Source organism: Streptomyces sp. NPDC053673, from assembly GCF_055585225.1.
In genome coordinates this window covers 231,465-248,287 of the sequence record NZ_JBVJKN010000005.1, presented here as the reverse complement: position 1 = coordinate 248,287, position 16,823 = coordinate 231,465, and the positions used below count along the sequence as shown (strand labels likewise).

Sequence of the window (16,823 nt, the reverse complement as noted above, 5' to 3'; positions counted from 1 at the left end):
GCGCTCTTGCTGCTACAAGAGGAGGCATCGTGACCGGCGTCACATCGTCAATTCGCCGCAATCGAGATGCCTGTTTTGGGGTGAATTTCGACCCTGGGTGGTTTTTGGTCGTGCGTAGTCTGTGCGGCATGCAGACCACCGGGAACCGTGTGACGCCAGCGAGCGTCATCGTCCTGGATGCATTGCGGATGAGCCCTTCACGGGGCTGGTCCGTATTGATGCGGGGGGACCGGATCTCAACTGCCGCTTCCAGGCCTACGCGCCTGCCCTAGGAGTAGTCGTTCGATGAGCGAGCACCGTCGCAAACCGCCGCAGCCGCAGGGTGGCGGACGTGCCGCGGCCAGGCGCGCCGCCCAGCAGCCTCCATCAGGCCGCCGCGCTGCCCCGCCCCGGGGCACGAGCACCGGAACCCCCTCTGCCTCGTACGGGCAGGAGGAGCGATCGTACGGAGGCCGGGCAGAGGCTCGGCGTGCCGCCCAGCGGGGCGGTGGCGGGCGCAGAAGAGCCGCGGAAGGCGGTGGCGCGGGCTACGGCGGTCACGGCGGCGGTCGGCGTGGTGGCGGCCCCGGTGGGCCTGGGCGCGGCCACGGCGGCAACCCGGGCAAGAAGCGGCTGATCGACTACCCGCGCCACGACAAGTACGGCTGGCGGCGCTGGGTCCCGTCGTGGAAGCTCATGACGGGGCTGTGTCTCGGCTTCCTCGGCAGCCTGATGGCCGCCGGGACCATCGCCTACGCGATGGTGGGGATCCCGGAGCAGGACAAGGCGGCTGCGGCGCAGAACAACGTCTACTACTGGAAGGACGGCAGCCAGATGGCTGCCACCGGTGGTGAGATCAACCGTCAGATCATCTCCTACGAGAACATCCCCAAGGCGATGCGTCACGCGGTGATGTCGGCCGAGAACAAGACGTTCGAAACCGACTCGGGCATCGACCCCATGGGTATCGCCCGTGCCGTGGTCAACATGGCCAAGGGCGGGCAGACGCAGGGTGGCTCGACCATCACCCAGCAGTACGTGAAGAACGCCATGCTGGGTGACCAGTCGCAGACCTTGAGCCGGAAGGTCAAGGAGCTCTTCATCTCCATGAAGGTGGGCGCCGAACTGGAGAAGGAAGACATCATGGAGGGCTACCTGAACACGTCGTACTACGGGCGTGGCGCCTACGGAATCCAGGCCGCGGCCCGTACGTACTACAACACGAACGCCAAGGACCTCAGCCCGAGCCAGTGCGCCTTCCTCGCCTCGCTGCTCAAGGGCGCCACGTACTACGACCCGGCCGGTTCCACGGAGATCGACCGGACGGCGACCCGCGAGGCCAATACGGCCCGCGCGGTGAAGCGCTGGCAATGGATCATGGGAGAGATGGCCAACGACGGCTATCCCGAGTCCTCGACGTACGCGGTGGCTCGCAAGGGGGCGTTCCCGATGCCCGAGCCGCCCAAGAAGAACGCCCAGCTCAGCGGGCAGACCGGCTATCTCGTGGACCTTGCCAAGGCCTACTTCATCAACAACAACCCCAGGGGCATCACGGCCGAGGACCTGTCCAAGGGCGGCTACGAGATCTACACGACCTTCGAGAAGCCCAGGGTCGAAAAGCTGAAGGCCGCTGTCGAGAACGTCCGCAAGAAGAACATCGACCCGAAAAAGCGCCCGGAAACGGACACCCACGTTCAGTTCGGTGGCGCCTCGGTGGACCCGAAGACGGGCGCGATCGTCGCCATCTATGGCGGTGAGGACGCGACGAAGCACTTCACCAACAATGCGGACGAGACCGGTGCCCAGGTCGGCTCGACGTTCAAGCCGTTCGTTCTCGCCGCTGCGATGCGGGACGGCGTGCGCAACCCGAAGCTCCCGTCTGATCAGGGAGACGAAGACCGCACATTGGTCGACCCGGACAAGAGCAAGTACAGCGCCATCGACAACCTCAAGATCAAGAACTATGACGGCACGGTCTGGGAGAACGAGAAGGGAGAGCAGTGGCTGCAGGCCAATGACGGCCATAAGTCGTACAAGGACATCACCTTGCGTGAAGCCATGATCCGCTCTGCCAACTCGCCCTTCGTCCAGCTGGGCATGGATGTGGGCGTCGACAAGGTGAGGGAGGCGGCGGTCGACGCCGGGCTGCGGGAGGACTCGCTGGTCAAGTCGAACGTCCCGTCGTTCTCGATCGGTATCTCCAGCCCCAGCGCCATCCGTATGGCGGGCGCGTACGCGACCTTCGCCGCCAATGGTGAGCAGCGCGAGCCGTTCTCCGTCCTCAAGGCACGCCATCGTGGCGAGGTGGTCTACAACCACGAGGACGAGTCCGAGCAGCGGTTCTCCTCGGCCATCGCGAGCAATGTGACCGACGTGCTGAAGGATGTCGTCGAAGACCCCGCCGGCACGGGCCGGAACGCGGCGCTCCCGGGCCGGGACGTCGCCGGCAAGACCGGTACGACCGACGGCAACAGGTCGGCCTGGTTCGTCGGCTACACGCCTCAGCTGTCCACCGCCATCGACATGTACCGGATGGACGACAACGCGAAGAGCAAGGACCGCAAGTTCGAGAAGATGTTCGGTACGGGTGGTCAGCAGAAGATCCACGGTTCGTCGTTCCCGTCCGAGATCTGGCACGACTACATGTCGGAGGCCCTGGAGGGCACGAAGGTCGAGCGCTTCCCCGAGCCGGAGTCCCTGGACGCCGACGCGGTCTTCGGAGGCGGTCTGTCGAGCCCCGAGCCGTCGCCTTCCCTCACGCCCTCGCAGACGCCGTCCGCGAGCCCGTCCCAGACGCCGTCCCAGACGCCGTCCGATACTCCCAAGCCCAGCAAGTCCTGCGACCCGTTCGACTGGAAGTGCACGCCTACGGGCGGTCAGGACGGCGGTGGCACCACTGCCGGTACTGACGCCGGCACCACCGACGGTGGTACGACGGATGGAGGGGTCACCACCAGTCCCTCACCAGACACCACGAGCGGTACCACCAATGGCAACGGCAATGGCAACGGCGGCTGGTTCGGAGGCTCGACGGGCTGACAGCCCTTCTCTCCGAACCCGCCACGAGGGCCGCCGCACCGGAACGTCGATTCCGGTGCGGCGGCCCTCGCCGTTGTCCACAGGCCGTACGCGTCCACAGCCCCGTACGGCAGGATGGGCCCCATGCCGAGCCCACAGAAGACGATCGTGCAGAAGGACCAGCCGCTGGTATGTCCCACGCAGCGGGACGAGGTCGCGGCGGCCGGCAGTGAGCTGATCGGTGGTCCTGTGGGCCGCTGGGCGTGGGTCGGCAGTGGCTGGTTCACGCCTGTGCGGGTCGTCGCCCTGGTGGCGATCGGGATGTTCGCGCTCGGCATGGTGCAGAAGATCCCCTGCTACGACTGGGCCTGGTTCCGTGGCACCAGCTCGCAGTACACGCACGCCTGCTACTCGGACATCCCTCACCTCTTCCTCGGGCGGGGCTTCGCCGACGGTCAGATTCCGTACTTCGACCGGCTGAGCGGCGACATGGAGTACCTCGAATACCCCGTTCTGACAGGGCTGTTCATGCAGGCCGCCGCCTGGCTGACGCCATCCGGCGGGTCCATCCAGCACCGCGAGCAGATGTACTGGATGGTCAATGCGGGCATGCTGCTGATCTGCACCGCCGTCATCGCCGTCTGCGTTGCCCGCACCCACCGCCGCAGGCCCTGGGACGGGCTACTGGTCGCGCTCGCGCCCGCGTTCGCCCTCACCGCCACCATCAACTGGGATCTGCTGGCCGTGGCCCTCACGGCGGCGGCGATGCTCATGTGGTCACGTGGACGACCCCTGGCCTTCGGCATCCTCATCGGACTCGCGACCGCCGCCAAGCTCTATCCGGTCCTGTTGCTCGGACCTCTCCTGGTGCTGTGCTGGCGGGCGGGCAAATACCGGGCGTACGGGGCAGCCCTGCTGGGTGCGGCGGGCTCCTGGCTGATCGTGAACCTGCCGGTCATGCTGCTCGCCCCCGAGGGGTGGAAGAAGTTCTACACCTTCAGCCAGGAGCGGCAGGTCGACTTCGGCTCGTTCTGGCTGATCATCACCCAGCGCACGGGCGAGCCGCTCGACGTCGACACGGTCAACACGTACGCGACGCTGCTGATGCTGCTGGCCTGCGCAGGTCTCGCAGCGCTGGCGCTCACCGCACCGCGCCGGCCGCGGTTCGCGCAGCTCGCCTTCCTGGTCGTGGCGGCGTTCATCCTTACTAACAAGGTCTACTCGCCGCAGTACGTGCTGTGGCTGATCCCTCTCGCCGCGCTGGCCAGGCCCCGTTGGCGGGACTTCCTGATCTGGCAGGCCTGCGAGGTCGTGTACTTCCTGGGGATCTGGATGTACCTCGCGTACACGACAAGCGGTGACAAGCACCAAGGCCTGCCCACGGAGGGCTACCAGCTGGCGATCGCCGTGCATCTGCTGGGGACGCTCTACCTGTGCGCCGTGGTCGTACGGGACATCCTGATGCCGGAGCGTGACGTCGTACGGCAGGACGGAACGGACGACCCGTCCGGCGGGGTGCTGGACAGGGCACAGGACGTGTTCGTGCTCGGTCAGGCGGCGCATCCACCGCGGCACGCCGCGCACGCGGTTGAGGGGCCGCGGGTGGAGTGGGGAACCACAGGGACTACAGGGACCGCGGGAGGCTAGCCGCGGCGCGCGCGGCGTGGGGCCGGCAACCGGCGGCCGGGCCGGGCCCCGTGGGCGGGCCTAGCGGTCGACCAGGCGGTCGAACTGCGTGGTCGTGTGGCGCAGATGGGCGACCAGCTCATCGCCGACCTTCGGCTCCTGCGAGTCCGCCGGTACGAAGAGGATCGACACCTGCATGTGCGGCGGCTCGGCGAACCAGCGCTGCTTGCCTGCCCAGACGAACGGCGACAGATTGCGGTTGACGGTCGCCAGACCCGCGCGGGCGACGCCCTTGGCGCGCGGCATGACGCCGTGCAGGGCCTTCGGCGCCTCCAGGCCGACCCCGTGCGACGTGCCGCCTGCGACGACCACCAGCCAGCCGTCCGAAGCGGCCTTCTGCTGGCGGTAGCCGAAACGGTCGCCCTTGGCTACGCGGGTGACGTCGAGGACAGAGCCCCGGTACTCGGTCGCTTCGTGGTCACCGAGCCACAGCCGCGTGCCGATCCGGGCACGGAAGCGGGTCTGCGGGAACTGCTGCTGGAGCCGCGCCAGTTCTTCGGCGCGCAGATGGCTCACAAACATGGTGTGCAGGGGCAGCCGCGCGGCGCGCAGCCGGTCCATCCAGGCGATGACCTCCTCGACCGCGTCGGAGCCGTCCGTGCGGTCCAGCGGCAGATGCAGGGCGAAGCCCTCGAGGCGTACGTCCTCGATCGCCGTGTTCAGCTGGCCCAGTTCCTGCTCTGAGACGCCGTGACGCTTCATGGAGCTCATGCACTCGATGACGACGCGCGCGCCGACCAGGGCATGCACACCGTCGACCGAGGAGACCGAGCGGATGACCCGGTCCGGCAGCGGAACCGGCTCCTCACCGCGCCGGAACGGGGTGAGGACGAGGAGATCGCCGCTGAACCAGTCCTTTATCCGCGCCGCTTCATAGGTCGTGCCCACGGCGAGCATGTCCGAGCCGAAGCGGGTCGTTTCTTCGGCGAGGCGCTCATGACCGAACCCGTAGCCGTTGCCCTTGCAGACCGGGACGAGGCCCGGGAACTGGTCGATCACGGACTTCTGGTGCGCCCGCCAGCGTGCGGTGTCTACGTAGAGGGAGAGCGCCATGGCCGGACCGGAACCTTTCTGGTGGCAGCGGTGTATCAGAGATATGAGCGAGGTTACGGAAGGATCAGCGGCGCGACATGTAGATGTCGAGCGCCTTGTGCAGGAGCTTGTTGAGCGGGAAATCCCACTCACCGACGTATTCGACGGCCTCTCCGCCGGTGCCGACCTTGAACTGGATCAGGCCGAAGAGGTGGTCGGTCTCGTCGAGCGAGTCGCTGATACCGCGCAGGTCGTAGACGGTGGCGCCCATGGCGTAGGCGTCGCGCAGCATCCGCCACTGCATCGCGTTCGAGGGCCGGAACTCGCGGCCGATGTTGTCGGAAGCGCCGTACGAGTACCAGACGTGCCCGCCGACCACGAGCATCGTCGCCGCAGACAGGTTCACCCCGTTGTGCCGCGCGAAGTAGAGACGCATGCGGTTCGGGTCCTCGCTGTTCAGCACCGTCCACATGCGCTGGAAGTACGAAAGCGGGCGGGGCCGGAAGCGGTCGCGCTCCGCCGTGATCTCGTACAGCCGCTGCCACTCGGCGAGGTCGTCGTAGCCGCCCTGGACGACCTCGACGCCGGCCTTCTCGGCCTTCTTGATGTTGCGCCGCCACAGCTGGTTGAAGCCCTTGAGGACATCGTCGAGCGACCGGTTGGCCAGGGGTACTTGGTAGACGTACCGGGGCTGTACGTCACCGAAGCCGGCGCCGCCGTCCTCGCCCTGCTGCCAGCCCATCTTGCGCAGCCGGTCCGCGACCTCGAAGGCGCGCGGCTCGATGTGGGTGGCTTCGACGTCACGCAGACGCTTCACATCCGGGTCCTGGATACCGGCCTTGATCGCAGGCGCGTCCCAGCGGCGGATGACGACCGGCGGGCCCATCTTCACGGAGAAGGCGCCCTGGTGCTTGAGGTGCGCCAGCATCGGCTGCAGCCAGTCGTCCAGGTTCGGGGCATACCAGTTGATCACCGGGCCCTCGGGCAGATACGCCAGGTACCGCTTGATCTTGGGCAGCTGGCGGTACAGGACGAGACCGACTCCGACGAGCTCCCCGCTCTTGTCGAACCAGCCAAGGCTCTCCGAGCGCCACTCGGTCTTGACATCCGCCCACGCCGGGACCTGGCAGTGACTCGCCGCGGGCAGGCTCTGGATGTACGCCAGATGCTGCTCTCGGCTGATGGTCCTCAGGGTCAGGCTCATGCGGGGTGCTCCTCGGCAGGTGTGTCCCCATGGGTCAGGGGCTCCGGCTCTCGCGCCGAAGCCTACTGGGCCGTGGCAACACCCCGCGTAGCCGTGAGCGAAGGGGCTAGTAGCCGATCAAGCCACCGAAGAGCCCGCCGTGTGCCATCCCGAGGAAAAAGCCCAAGGCTGAGGCACCGAGTCCGATGATCAGGAGGAAGCGTTCACGGGTCGTGGCGGAGATGAACTGGCCGTACGCGCCCGTGAGAATTCCGATCAGCCCGGACCAGGAGCTGAGCAGGTGGAGGCTGTCGAACAGGGCGGACACAAAGGCCACGACACCCAGGACCAGCGTCACCACCATCAGGGTGTCCTGAAGTGGATGGGGTTTGCCGTCCGTGGCGAGGAGAGAGCCGGTGGGGTTCGATCGCATTGTCTGTGCCATGAAGCACCTCCTGGCGTTGCCGGAAAGGCGGCGCACTGTGACGCCGCCCACACCCGATGGATACAGGGTGCGGCCCCTCGCAGCCGGATTTCAACCGGAAGCGGGTCTGCGGGTACTCTGTACGGTCTGCACCGGTGTCTGCCCAGGCCAGCACTCGATCCCTCGCTTTTCGAGGCCGATTGTCAGTGGCGCCTGATTTACTCGTAGACATCGATGCTTACGCATCACGACCCTCCTGCCACGGAACGACCGTGGCCGCTGAGTCCAAAGGAGGTGGGTTCCACATGCGTCACTACGAGGTGATGGTCATCCTCGACCCCGATCTCGAGGAGCGCGCTGTCTCCCCGCTGATCGAGAACTTCCTCTCCGTCGTCCGTGAGGGCAACGGAAAGGTTGAGAAGGTCGACACCTGGGGCCGTCGTCGTCTCGCTTACGAGATCAAGAAGAAGCCCGAGGGCATCTACTCGGTCATCGACCTGCAGGCCGAGCCTGCGGTCGTCAAGGAGCTCGACCGCCAGATGAACCTGAACGAGTCGGTCCTCCGGACCAAGGTCCTCCGTCCCGAGACCCACTGAGCGCCTAGCTCAGAGGTCATCGGGTTCGAGTAGCAGCAAGCAGCCAGCAGCAATCCCGCCGAGAGGTTCACCCATGGCAGGCGAGACCGTCATCACGGTCGTCGGCAATCTCGTCGACGACCCCGAGCTGCGTTTCACCCCGTCCGGTGCGGCGGTCGCGAAGTTCCGCGTCGCGTCCACTCCCCGCACCTTCGACCGTCAGACCAATGAGTGGAAGGACGGCGAGAGCCTGTTCCTCACCTGCTCGGTCTGGCGTCAGGCGGCGGAGAACGTCGCCGAGTCGCTCCAGCGCGGCATGCGTGTCGTCGTGCAGGGCCGGCTGAAGCAGCGGTCCTACGAGGACCGCGAGGGAGTCAAGCGCACGGTCTACGAGCTGGACGTCGAGGAAGTCGGCCCCAGCCTCAAGAACGCCACGGCCAAGGTCACCAAGACCACCGGTCGCGGTGGCCAGGGCGGCTACGGCGGCGGCCAGCAGGGCGGCGGCAACTGGGGCGGCGGTCCCAGCGGTGGCCAGCAGGGTGGCGGCGGTGCTCCCGCCGACGACCCCTGGGCCACCAGTGCGCCGGCCGGCGGTCAGCAGCAGGGCGGCGGCGGTGGCGGCTGGGGCGGAAGCTCCGGCGGCGGCTACTCGGACGAGCCCCCCTTCTAGGGATCCGTCCCAGGGGCAGCTCGTACCCCCACTTCTTGATCACACAGGAGATACACCATGGCGAAGCCGCCTGTGCGCAAGCCGAAGAAGAAGGTCTGCGCTTTCTGCAAGGACAAGACCGCGTACGTGGACTACAAGGACACGAACATGCTGCGGAAGTTCATTTCCGACCGCGGCAAGATCCGTGCCCGTCGCGTGACCGGCAACTGCACGCAGCACCAGCGTGACGTCGCCACGGCCGTCAAGAACAGCCGTGAGATGGCGCTGCTGCCCTACACGTCCACCGCGCGCTAAGGGAAGGGTGACCGAAAAATGAAGATCATCCTCACCCACGAGGTCTCTGGCCTCGGTGCCGCCGGTGACGTCGTCGACGTCAAGGACGGCTACGCTCGCAACTACCTGGTCCCGCGCGGTTTCGCGATCCGCTGGACCAAGGGTGGCGAGAAGGACGTCGAGCAGATCCGCCGCGCCCGCAAGATCCACGAGATCGCGACCATCGAGCAGGCCAACGAGATCAAGGCCCGCCTCGAGGGCGTGAAGGTGCGTCTGGCCGTTCGCTCCGGCGACGCCGGCCGCCTCTTCGGCTCCGTGACTCCGGCTGACATCGCTTCCGCGATCAAGTCCGCCGGTGGCCCGGACGTCGACAAGCGCCGCGTCGAGCTCGGTTCGCCGATCAAGACCCTGGGCTCGCACCAGGTGTCCGTGCGTCTGCACCCCGAGGTTGCCGCGAACCTCGGCATCGAGGTTGTCGCCGCCTGAGCGACTGCTCGCAGAGCATGAGAGGGCCGCACCTGCCAGGTGCGGCCCTCTCGCTGTTTCACGTGAAACGGGATCGGCGGCTGTTTCACGTGAAACAGCGAGAGCAGCCCTTGTCAGCGCGTTGCTCCCGTGACGATCCAGCGGCCGGAACGGGTGCGCAGCCACAGGGTCAGCATGCGGACCGTCATCATGAGTGCCATCGCCCACCAGAGCGCGGTCAGTCCCCCGCCGAGGGCAGGGACAAGCAGGGCGACGGGGGCGAAGACCGCGAGGGTCACCACCATCGCCCCAGCCAGATAGGGGCCGTCCCCGGCACCCATGAGGACACCGTCCAGCACAAAGACCACGCCGGCGACCGGCTGGGAGAGCGCGACCACGAGCAAGGCCGGAATCAGGGCGCTCTGGACCGCTTGGTCGCCGGTGAAGAGAGGCACGAAGAGCGGACGGGCCAGCACGATCAAAGCTCCGAGCACCAGACCCGAGACGATGCCCCACTGCACCATGCGACGGCAGGCCTCACGTGCGCCTTGGGGATCGTCGGCGCCCAGATACCGGCCGATGATCGCCTGCCCGGCGATGGCGATCGCGTCCAGTGCGAAGGCCATGAGGCTCCAGAGGGCAAGAATGATCTGGTGCGCGGCGATATCGGTGTCGCCCAGGCGCGCCGCAACGGCAGTGGCGATCAGCAGGACAGCGCGCAGGGAGAGCGTACGGACCAGAAGCGGGACGCCGGCCTGAGCACTGGCTCGAATGCCTGCGGCGTCGGGGCGCAGCGAGGCGCCGTGCCGACGGGCTCCGCGGATGACCACGACGAGATAGGCGGCAGCCATTCCGCACTGAGCGATGACGGTGCCCCAGGCGGAACCTGCGATACCGAGTCCCACGCCATAGACGAGGCCCGCGTTGAGCGCCGCGTTGGCGGCGAAGCCGGCGATGGCGACGTACAGCGGCGTACGGGTGTCCTGGAGGCCGCGCAGTACACCGGTAGCGGCCATCACGACGAGCATCGCGGGGATACCGAGGCTGGATATTCGGAGATAGGTGGTGGCGTACGGAGCAGCAGTGTCGGAGGCTCCGAAGATCTCGATGAGCCAGGGTGCCATGGGCAAGGTGACCGCGATGACGGCCGCGCCGAGCAGCAGGGCCAGCCAGATCCCGTCCATGCCTTGGCGGATGGCGGCGCCCAGTTCGCCGGCGCCGACCCTGCGGGCGACCGCTGCCGTAGTGGCGTAGGCGAGAAAGACGAAGACGCTCACCGCCGTGGTCAGCAGCGCGGCGGCGACCCCCAGTCCGGCAAGTTGCGGAGTGCCGAGGTGGCCGACGATGGCGCTGTCGACCATCAGGAAGAGCGGCTCGGCGACGAGGGCTCCGAAGGCGGGTACGGCCAGCGCGACGATCTCGCGGTCATGGCGTCGTCGGCTGGTGTTCGGTGCCGTGGGGGCCTCTGTCATGGCGCTCAATCTAATCTTCCACAGGTAAGAGATGCAATGTATCGGTGGTCCTTACCAAACTGTGGGATGAGACTTCTGCTGTGCGCCGTTTGTTCTGATCTTGGTCCAGTCGGGAAAGTTTTTCTCCCCCACAGCCGGTGGACGGAAAAACCGCAGCTCAAAGCAGTCGCGGCGGAAGTGCTATGACTTTGTCCACAGTGCTGTCCCCTGGTCCGTGCACAGGTTCTGTGGGGTTCTCCACAGCATCTGGTCCCTCGTCCACATGGCCTGTGGATAACCAGATTGGCTGACGGTGCCGACAGCCCTAACGTGGACCGGCGCCCGACGTGCCAGAGAGCGGAGTCGGGCCTCTCGTTTTGTCAGTGCTGTGTCGTAAAAAGAGTGCCATGGCGAGGTCCGCGGAGCGGACGGGAGGAGGTGGCCGGTGAGCATTCCCGAGCCCCTGGACGATCCCTGGGCCGACACCGGTCCGGGTGACCGTCTGCCCGTCTCCCGTCCGCGACGGGGAGAGGGCCGTGGCCGCGGCCGCGAGGAGCAGCACGAGCGGAGCAGGGAAAGCGGCCCCTGGGACGACAGCTCACCCGGCTTCGAGCGGGTGCCTCCACAGGACCTCGATGCCGAACAGTCCGTCCTCGGCGGCATGCTGCTGTCCAAGGACGCCATCGCGGACGTAGTCGAGATCATCAAGGGCCATGACTTCTACCGGCCCGCGCACGAGACCGTCTATCAGGCGATCCTCGATCTGTATGCCAAGGGTGAGCCCGCCGACCCCATCACGGTGGCCGCCGAGCTGACCAAGCGCGGCGAGATCACCCGCGTCGGCGGTGCCTCGTATCTGCACACGCTGGTCCAGTCGGTCCCGACCGCGGCCAACGCCTCGTACTACGCGGAGATCGTCCACGAGCGCGCGGTGCTGCGCCGCCTCGTGGAGGCCGGCACACGCATCACACAGATGGGATACGCGGCGGACGGCGACGTCGACGAGATCGTGAACTCGGCCCAGGCCGAGATCTACGCCGTCACCGAGCAGCGGACCAGCGAGGACTATCTGCCGCTCGGCGACATCATGGAAGGCGCGCTCGACGAGATCGAGGCGATCGGTTCGCGCAGCGGTGAGATGACCGGAGTGCCCACCGGCTTCACCGACTTCGACTCGCTCACCAACGGTCTGCATCCCGGCCAGATGATCGTCATCGCGGCCCGTCCCGCCATGGGTAAGTCCACGCTTGCACTGGACTTCGCTCGTGCCGCCTCGATCAAGAACAATCTGCCCAGCGTCATCTTCTCCCTCGAAATGGGCCGCAACGAGATCGCGATGCGTCTGCTGTCCGCCGAGGCACGCGTGGCGCTGCACCACATGCGCTCCGGGACGATGACGGATGAGGACTGGACCCGGCTGGCCCGCCGGATGCCCGATGTCTCCCAGGCTCCGCTGTACATCGACGACTCCCCGAACCTGTCGATGATGGAGATCCGCGCCAAGTGCCGCCGGCTCAAGCAGCGCAACGATCTGAAGCTGGTCGTCATCGACTATCTGCAGCTGATGCAGTCCGGAGGCTCCAAGCGGGCAGAGAGCCGGCAGCAGGAGGTCTCGGACATGTCCCGTAACCTCAAGCTGCTCGCCAAGGAGCTGGAGATCCCGGTCATCGCGCTCTCCCAGCTGAACCGTGGCCCCGAACAGCGTACGGACAAGAAGCCGATGGTCTCCGACCTGCGTGAATCCGGCTCCATCGAGCAGGACGCGGACATGGTCATCCTGCTGCACCGCGAGGACGCGTACGAGAAGGAGTCGCCGCGCGCGGGCGAGGCCGACCTGATCGTGGCCAAGCACCGTAACGGCCCGACCGCGACCATCACGGTCGCCTTCCAGGGCCACTACTCGCGCTTCGTGGACATGGCTCAGACCTGATCCACGGCCATGCTGCAGGTTCTCGGACCCCGTGTCCTTCTCACCGGGGATGTCCGCCGAGTGTCCCATAGGACACGGAGACGACCAGGGTCTCGGTGGAACAGCACGCGCCACTATGGTGGGCCGATGGCGTCGATCAAGCAGTTCCAAGTCACCTTCGACTGCGCAGAACCTGAGCGCGTCGCTCGATTCTGGTGCGAGGTGTTGGGGTACGTCGTACCGCCGCCACCGGAGGGGTTTGCTACCTGGGACGATTTCAATCGCTCGCTGCCGCTTGAGCGTCAGGGTTCAGCGTTCGTCTGCATGGATCCCTCAGGTGTGGGACCGCGCATGTACTTCCAGCGCGTTCCTGAAGGAAAGGTCGTCAAGAATCGGTTGCATCTTGACGTGCGGGTCGGCACCGGGCTCGTGGGTGAAGAGCGCCTTGCCACACTCGAGGCCGAGTGCGCACGACTGGTCGCGCTCGGCGCGGTGCGCGTGCGGCTACTGCTTGCCGATGGCGTCAATGAGTCGTGCATGGTGATGCAGGACATCGAGGGCAACGAGTTCTGTCTCGACTGAGGGACGCGAACGTGTCCTCGTTCTGCCCTCATGAGCCAGACGAAGAGACGCCCCCGATCGATGAGGGCGCTGTGGCGCAGATCGCCGGATCAGGCGCTCGGGACGATGAGCCGTCCGGCCGGTTCGGCAGAGTACGGCCCCGGTCTTCCGGTCGGGCTGATCACGCCTTGGGGTCGGTGCCGCCGGGTGGGGTGCTGACCTCGTCGATGTCGGCGAGGACCTTGCGCGTGAGGCGTAGCTCGATCTCGAGAATGTCGCGACGGAACTTTCCCGGGTCTCTTTCGTAGCGGGCCTTGCCGGCTGCGGAGGTGAAGGCGGACGCGGGGACCGCGGCCTGGCCCGGTGGAATGAACTTGGAGACCTCTTCGATGGCGGCCAGTGCGTAGGCCATCGCGCCGCGATACTTGTGGTGCTCGGATTCGGGTGAATTGAGCATCTCGAGCCCGGCGTGGCGGGAGACGCGGTCCGCGACCTCCGCGAACTCACCGGGATCGATGATCTGGGACGGCTGAGGGCCGCCGAAGGCGGGCGGCGGCGGTGGGATTTCGTCCGCCATCAGGAAGGTGAAGAGCCGGTCGCGGCCGCACTTCCGGCATGTGCCTTCGTACACGGTGACGAGGTCGTCACCGTGCTGCTCCAGGCGGTGCCGGCGGTCGAAGTCGGAGCTCCCGCACTCGCATGGGTGCAGGTCCATGTACAGGTGCGCTTCGAGTGAGGAGCGAGCTCTCAACATGGCATGATCCTAAAGTCTGTTGGGCGATATGCATATGCGCAGGGCCTGGGGAGGGGCATCACGTGGAGAGGTCGGCCGATCCCCGGATGGTGTTGGGCGCATGGCAGTCGTACTCACAGGCGCACCAGGAAGAACTCGTGTCGGCCGCGAGGCGGGACATGAGCGCGGTCGCCGCTGTTGTCCTGGGAGAAAGGCTGGGCTCGCTTCACTCGGGCCGGAGCGAGGACGAACGTCAGTATTTCGAGTTGCGGGACAGCCAGGGCGAGTCAGCGAAGATCTGGGTGGATGCCGTTCCGCTGGAGACGGGGACGATCGCCGACACGGCGACGAACACGACCACGCAGAACTACGTCATCCACGTCTCCGACCGCCTTCCGACCGAGATGCTGGGACGGGTACTCGCACACGAAGTCGGCGAGCTCGTCGCCGTGCGCGAGCGTGCCGCCCAGGGGGTGGCCCTCGTGCAGGAGGACTTCCTGCGTGAAGGAGCCGAACTCCCGGCGCGTCATGAGTTGTCCACCGCGGACATGGGGCGCATAGGCGAGCTCAACTGGCTCGCCGAACGGAGCCTGAACACCGGGCTGTCCGAGCAGCAGCAGATGGAGACGCGTGCGCAGTTCTCCGCACTGCTCGACCCGTACGGGATCCGACCGACTGTCGCCATGAGCGACGGGGAGGCGTTCTACGCCCAGGCGAGGGCGGCACGCGCGCGATATCGAGTGTCGTTCGGCTCCCTCTCCACTGATTCCGTGAGCCTGCTCGACGACCTCGCCCGTCCCATCGAGCAGCTCGCCCCCGCCGATGCCACCGCCCTGCAGGCGTCCCGTGATGCGGCCCTGCGTGCCGAGCGTCAGGTCGAGGCGTTCATCGGCCGGCGAGAGGTCACCATGCCCATGCCCGGCTACGACCAGAACGGGCTTCCGCTGCCGCGCGACCAGTTGGACGCGGCCACCAAGGAGTGGGCGGCATGGCGGGAGCAGGTCAGTGAGCGGACCACGCAGAGGCTGCAGGAGCAGCTAGGGGCCGGCGAGTTCCCGCTCCGCGCGGTGGTGATCGGTGGCGGGGCGAGCCTCAGCGGCCGCGATCCGGAAGCGCTGCTGATCGACGGCGTCGGACGCTGGCATCTGGATCCCGGCGAAGGGATTGTGCAGTCGGCGGACCAGGACCGGGACCTGGCGCAGTGGATGGGGGCGGACCCGTACCGGACCGTGGACGATCCGCGGCACCGGGTGCCGATCGGGGCGGTCCGCCTGTGGGAGGACCAGTTGGCCGCCCAGGGTGATGTGGTGAACGGGCACGCGCGGCTCCGGCTCGGCAGGAACGGTGAACTCCTCGCCGAGATAAGTGCGTTCGACAAGGACGGTACGGAGAGCGAGACTCCGCTGTGGGTGGCCTGTGACGGCACGCCGAGTGTGGCGACCGGGCTGCCGGCGGAGCTCGTGCCGGGAACCGTCCGTGGCCCGGACGGGGTGGAGAGCCGCAGCGAGGCCCTGCGACTGGTCGGTGAGCGGCTGCGGGAGCTCGGGGGGCAGGGGATTGCCGGTGCGGAGGAGTTGCGCGACTGGCTGACCAGGGCCGAACGGGGCGGCGTGGACACCCGGACCGTACTGGGCGCCCTGGACGCGTCGCCGCTGAAGGACGCTCTCCAGGCCGGGCCGGACGGCGAGCCCGCCGTCCGTATCCAGAACTGTTTCACCGTCCTCGAGGCGACCCGCAAGTGGGAGGCCGCGCGTGAGGAGGCCCCGGGGCGGGCGCTGATGGGTGACGAGGTCGCCGAGAACCGATTCGACGCGCGGGACGCCCAGCACTGGATCATCGCCGGATCAGGGGGGACCGGGGTCGCCAACGCGGAGATCATCCTGCTGAACAACCCCGATGCGAGGGTCACAATCGTCGGGCGGGGGCGCCCGCCGGCAGCGCTCAAGCACCAGGTGCAGTTCGGGGCGATGGCGGAGAAGTACGGCCCGGGCGGTGAGGGACGTCTGGAGTTCGGCAACGCGACCGTGGGCGAGATCGAGACGGTCCGGGGCGAGGACGGGCGGACCCGCTTCCGGATGTCGTACACGGTCGGCAAGGACGGGGAGAAGGAGCAGAGGACGGTCGACGCGGACGGCTATGTCGCCAGTCTCGGCCGCACGAACCCGCTGCCCGCCGCCGTGCAGGTGCTCGCGGACGAGGTGCGGGACCGGGGCGGAGAGATCAAGGGGGACCTGCTCTTCGACAAGGACGATCAGTACATCGGCTACGGTCTCACCTTCGCTGTGGACGGCAGGGAGCACCGGGTGGATGTGGACGGTGCGGCATCCTGGCAGCTGCCGCGCGAGGTGTTCGCCCCGAAGACGGGCCTCCAGGCGGAGCTGAACACCATGGGCCTCCGCGCGCTGCCGGCCGAGACGGGGAACGCGGCACCGGGCTTCTCGCCCATCGCCCGGCAGAGCGCGCTCCGCGCGCGTGCCGTCGCGCAGGCGCGGGAAGGGGACGGAGAGGCGGTACAGCGACTGTCGTCCGTGCCGGAACGCTGGAGGACTGCGGCGCGAACCGCGACGACGGCGCGGTCCTCGTCCGCGGAACAGGCCGCGCCCGCCGAGCGGTCGGGCTCCATGCAGCAGGCCGCGCCCGCCGAGCGGCCGGTCTCCGCGCAGCAGGCGGCGCCCGCCGAGCGGGCCACGGCCGAGGGCCGGACAGTCTCCCCCGAGGAGGCCCCGGGCCGGGGCGCGCCCGGCGCCCACCTGTGGCAGTTGGGTGTCACCCGGGGCGGTGGAGGCACCCGTGGACCTGCACGGGCGACGCCCCCGCCCCCGGAAGTCGGCCCGCCCGGGCAGTCACTCGGCTACGGGGACTGA

General features: G+C 67.5%; 14 protein-coding genes. 9 read left to right on the top strand and 5 right to left on the bottom strand.

Annotated elements, in window-relative coordinates; translation table 11 throughout:
* Positions 1–285: 285 nt before the first annotated feature.
* The gene (locus ACZ6ZQ_RS10565; protein WP_469768147.1) at positions 286–3,018 is read left to right on the top strand and encodes a transglycosylase domain-containing protein; all 2,733 of its coding nucleotides are present in this window, start codon (positions 286–288) and stop codon (positions 3,016–3,018) included.
* A 123-nt stretch (positions 3,019–3,141) separates the two neighbouring features.
* The gene (locus ACZ6ZQ_RS10560) at positions 3,142–4,644 is read left to right on the top strand and encodes a glycosyltransferase family 87 protein (RefSeq protein WP_469768146.1); all 1,503 of its coding nucleotides are present in this window, start codon (positions 3,142–3,144) and stop codon (positions 4,642–4,644) included.
* Positions 4,645–4,704: 60 nt separating this feature from the next.
* On the opposite strand, the gene ACZ6ZQ_RS10555 is transcribed toward ACZ6ZQ_RS10560, so the two are convergent.
* The 3 genes from ACZ6ZQ_RS10555 to ACZ6ZQ_RS10545 all read right to left on the bottom strand — a co-directional run bounded on the left by ACZ6ZQ_RS10555 (position 4,705) and on the right by ACZ6ZQ_RS10545 (position 7,343).
* Entirely contained in the window at positions 4,705–5,736 is a 1,032-nt protein-coding gene (locus tag ACZ6ZQ_RS10555) for an alanine racemase (protein ID WP_469768145.1), read from the bottom strand.
* A gap of 64 nt (positions 5,737–5,800) precedes the next feature.
* Positions 5,801–6,919, bottom strand: a complete 1,119-nt coding sequence (locus ACZ6ZQ_RS10550) for a lipid II:glycine glycyltransferase FemX (protein WP_469768144.1) — start codon at positions 6,917–6,919, stop codon at positions 5,801–5,803.
* Positions 6,920–7,025: 106 nt separating this feature from the next.
* Complete coding sequence (locus ACZ6ZQ_RS10545; protein WP_469768143.1) at positions 7,026–7,343, bottom strand: hypothetical protein; 318 nt, start codon at positions 7,341–7,343, stop codon at positions 7,026–7,028.
* Positions 7,344–7,627: 284 nt separating this feature from the next.
* Between ACZ6ZQ_RS10545 and rpsF the strand changes: the two genes are divergently transcribed.
* From rpsF to rplI, 4 genes are all read left to right on the top strand, one after another.
* The gene (rpsF, locus tag ACZ6ZQ_RS10540) at positions 7,628–7,918 is read left to right on the top strand and encodes a 30S ribosomal protein S6 (RefSeq protein ID WP_004950685.1); all 291 of its coding nucleotides are present in this window, start codon (positions 7,628–7,630) and stop codon (positions 7,916–7,918) included.
* Positions 7,919–7,991: 73 nt separating this feature from the next.
* A complete protein-coding gene (locus tag ACZ6ZQ_RS10535) occupies positions 7,992–8,567 on the top strand; it encodes a single-stranded DNA-binding protein (protein ID WP_469768142.1) in 576 nt (191 codons plus the stop codon).
* A 57-nt stretch (positions 8,568–8,624) separates the two neighbouring features.
* Positions 8,625–8,861, top strand: coding sequence for a 30S ribosomal protein S18 (gene rpsR, locus ACZ6ZQ_RS10530; RefSeq protein WP_005315025.1), 237 nt, complete (start codon positions 8,625–8,627; stop codon positions 8,859–8,861).
* A gap of 18 nt (positions 8,862–8,879) precedes the next feature.
* A complete protein-coding gene (rplI, locus tag ACZ6ZQ_RS10525; RefSeq protein ID WP_453662024.1) occupies positions 8,880–9,326 on the top strand; it encodes a 50S ribosomal protein L9 in 447 nt (148 codons plus the stop codon).
* Positions 9,327–9,439: 113 nt separating this feature from the next.
* Here the strand turns inward: rplI and ACZ6ZQ_RS10520 are convergent, their stop codons facing one another.
* Positions 9,440–10,777, bottom strand: coding sequence for an MATE family efflux transporter (locus ACZ6ZQ_RS10520; protein ID WP_469768141.1), 1,338 nt, complete (start codon positions 10,775–10,777; stop codon positions 9,440–9,442).
* Positions 10,778–11,201: 424 nt separating this feature from the next.
* Between ACZ6ZQ_RS10520 and dnaB the strand changes: the two genes are divergently transcribed.
* Positions 11,202–12,686 (top strand): replicative DNA helicase, encoded by a 1,485-nt coding sequence (gene dnaB / locus ACZ6ZQ_RS10515; RefSeq protein ID WP_469768140.1) that lies wholly within the window; start codon positions 11,202–11,204, stop codon positions 12,684–12,686.
* A gap of 126 nt (positions 12,687–12,812) precedes the next feature.
* The gene (locus ACZ6ZQ_RS10510) at positions 12,813–13,247 is read left to right on the top strand and encodes a VOC family protein (RefSeq protein ID WP_469768139.1); all 435 of its coding nucleotides are present in this window, start codon (positions 12,813–12,815) and stop codon (positions 13,245–13,247) included.
* A 160-nt stretch (positions 13,248–13,407) separates the two neighbouring features.
* On the opposite strand, the gene ACZ6ZQ_RS10505 is transcribed toward ACZ6ZQ_RS10510, so the two are convergent.
* Complete coding sequence (locus tag ACZ6ZQ_RS10505; protein ID WP_469768138.1) at positions 13,408–13,980, bottom strand: hypothetical protein; 573 nt, start codon at positions 13,978–13,980, stop codon at positions 13,408–13,410.
* Positions 13,981–14,042: 62 nt separating this feature from the next.
* On the opposite strand from ACZ6ZQ_RS10505, the gene ACZ6ZQ_RS10500 reads away from it, so the two are divergent.
* Positions 14,043–16,823, top strand: coding sequence for a hypothetical protein (locus ACZ6ZQ_RS10500; RefSeq protein ID WP_469768137.1), 2,781 nt, complete (start codon positions 14,043–14,045; stop codon positions 16,821–16,823).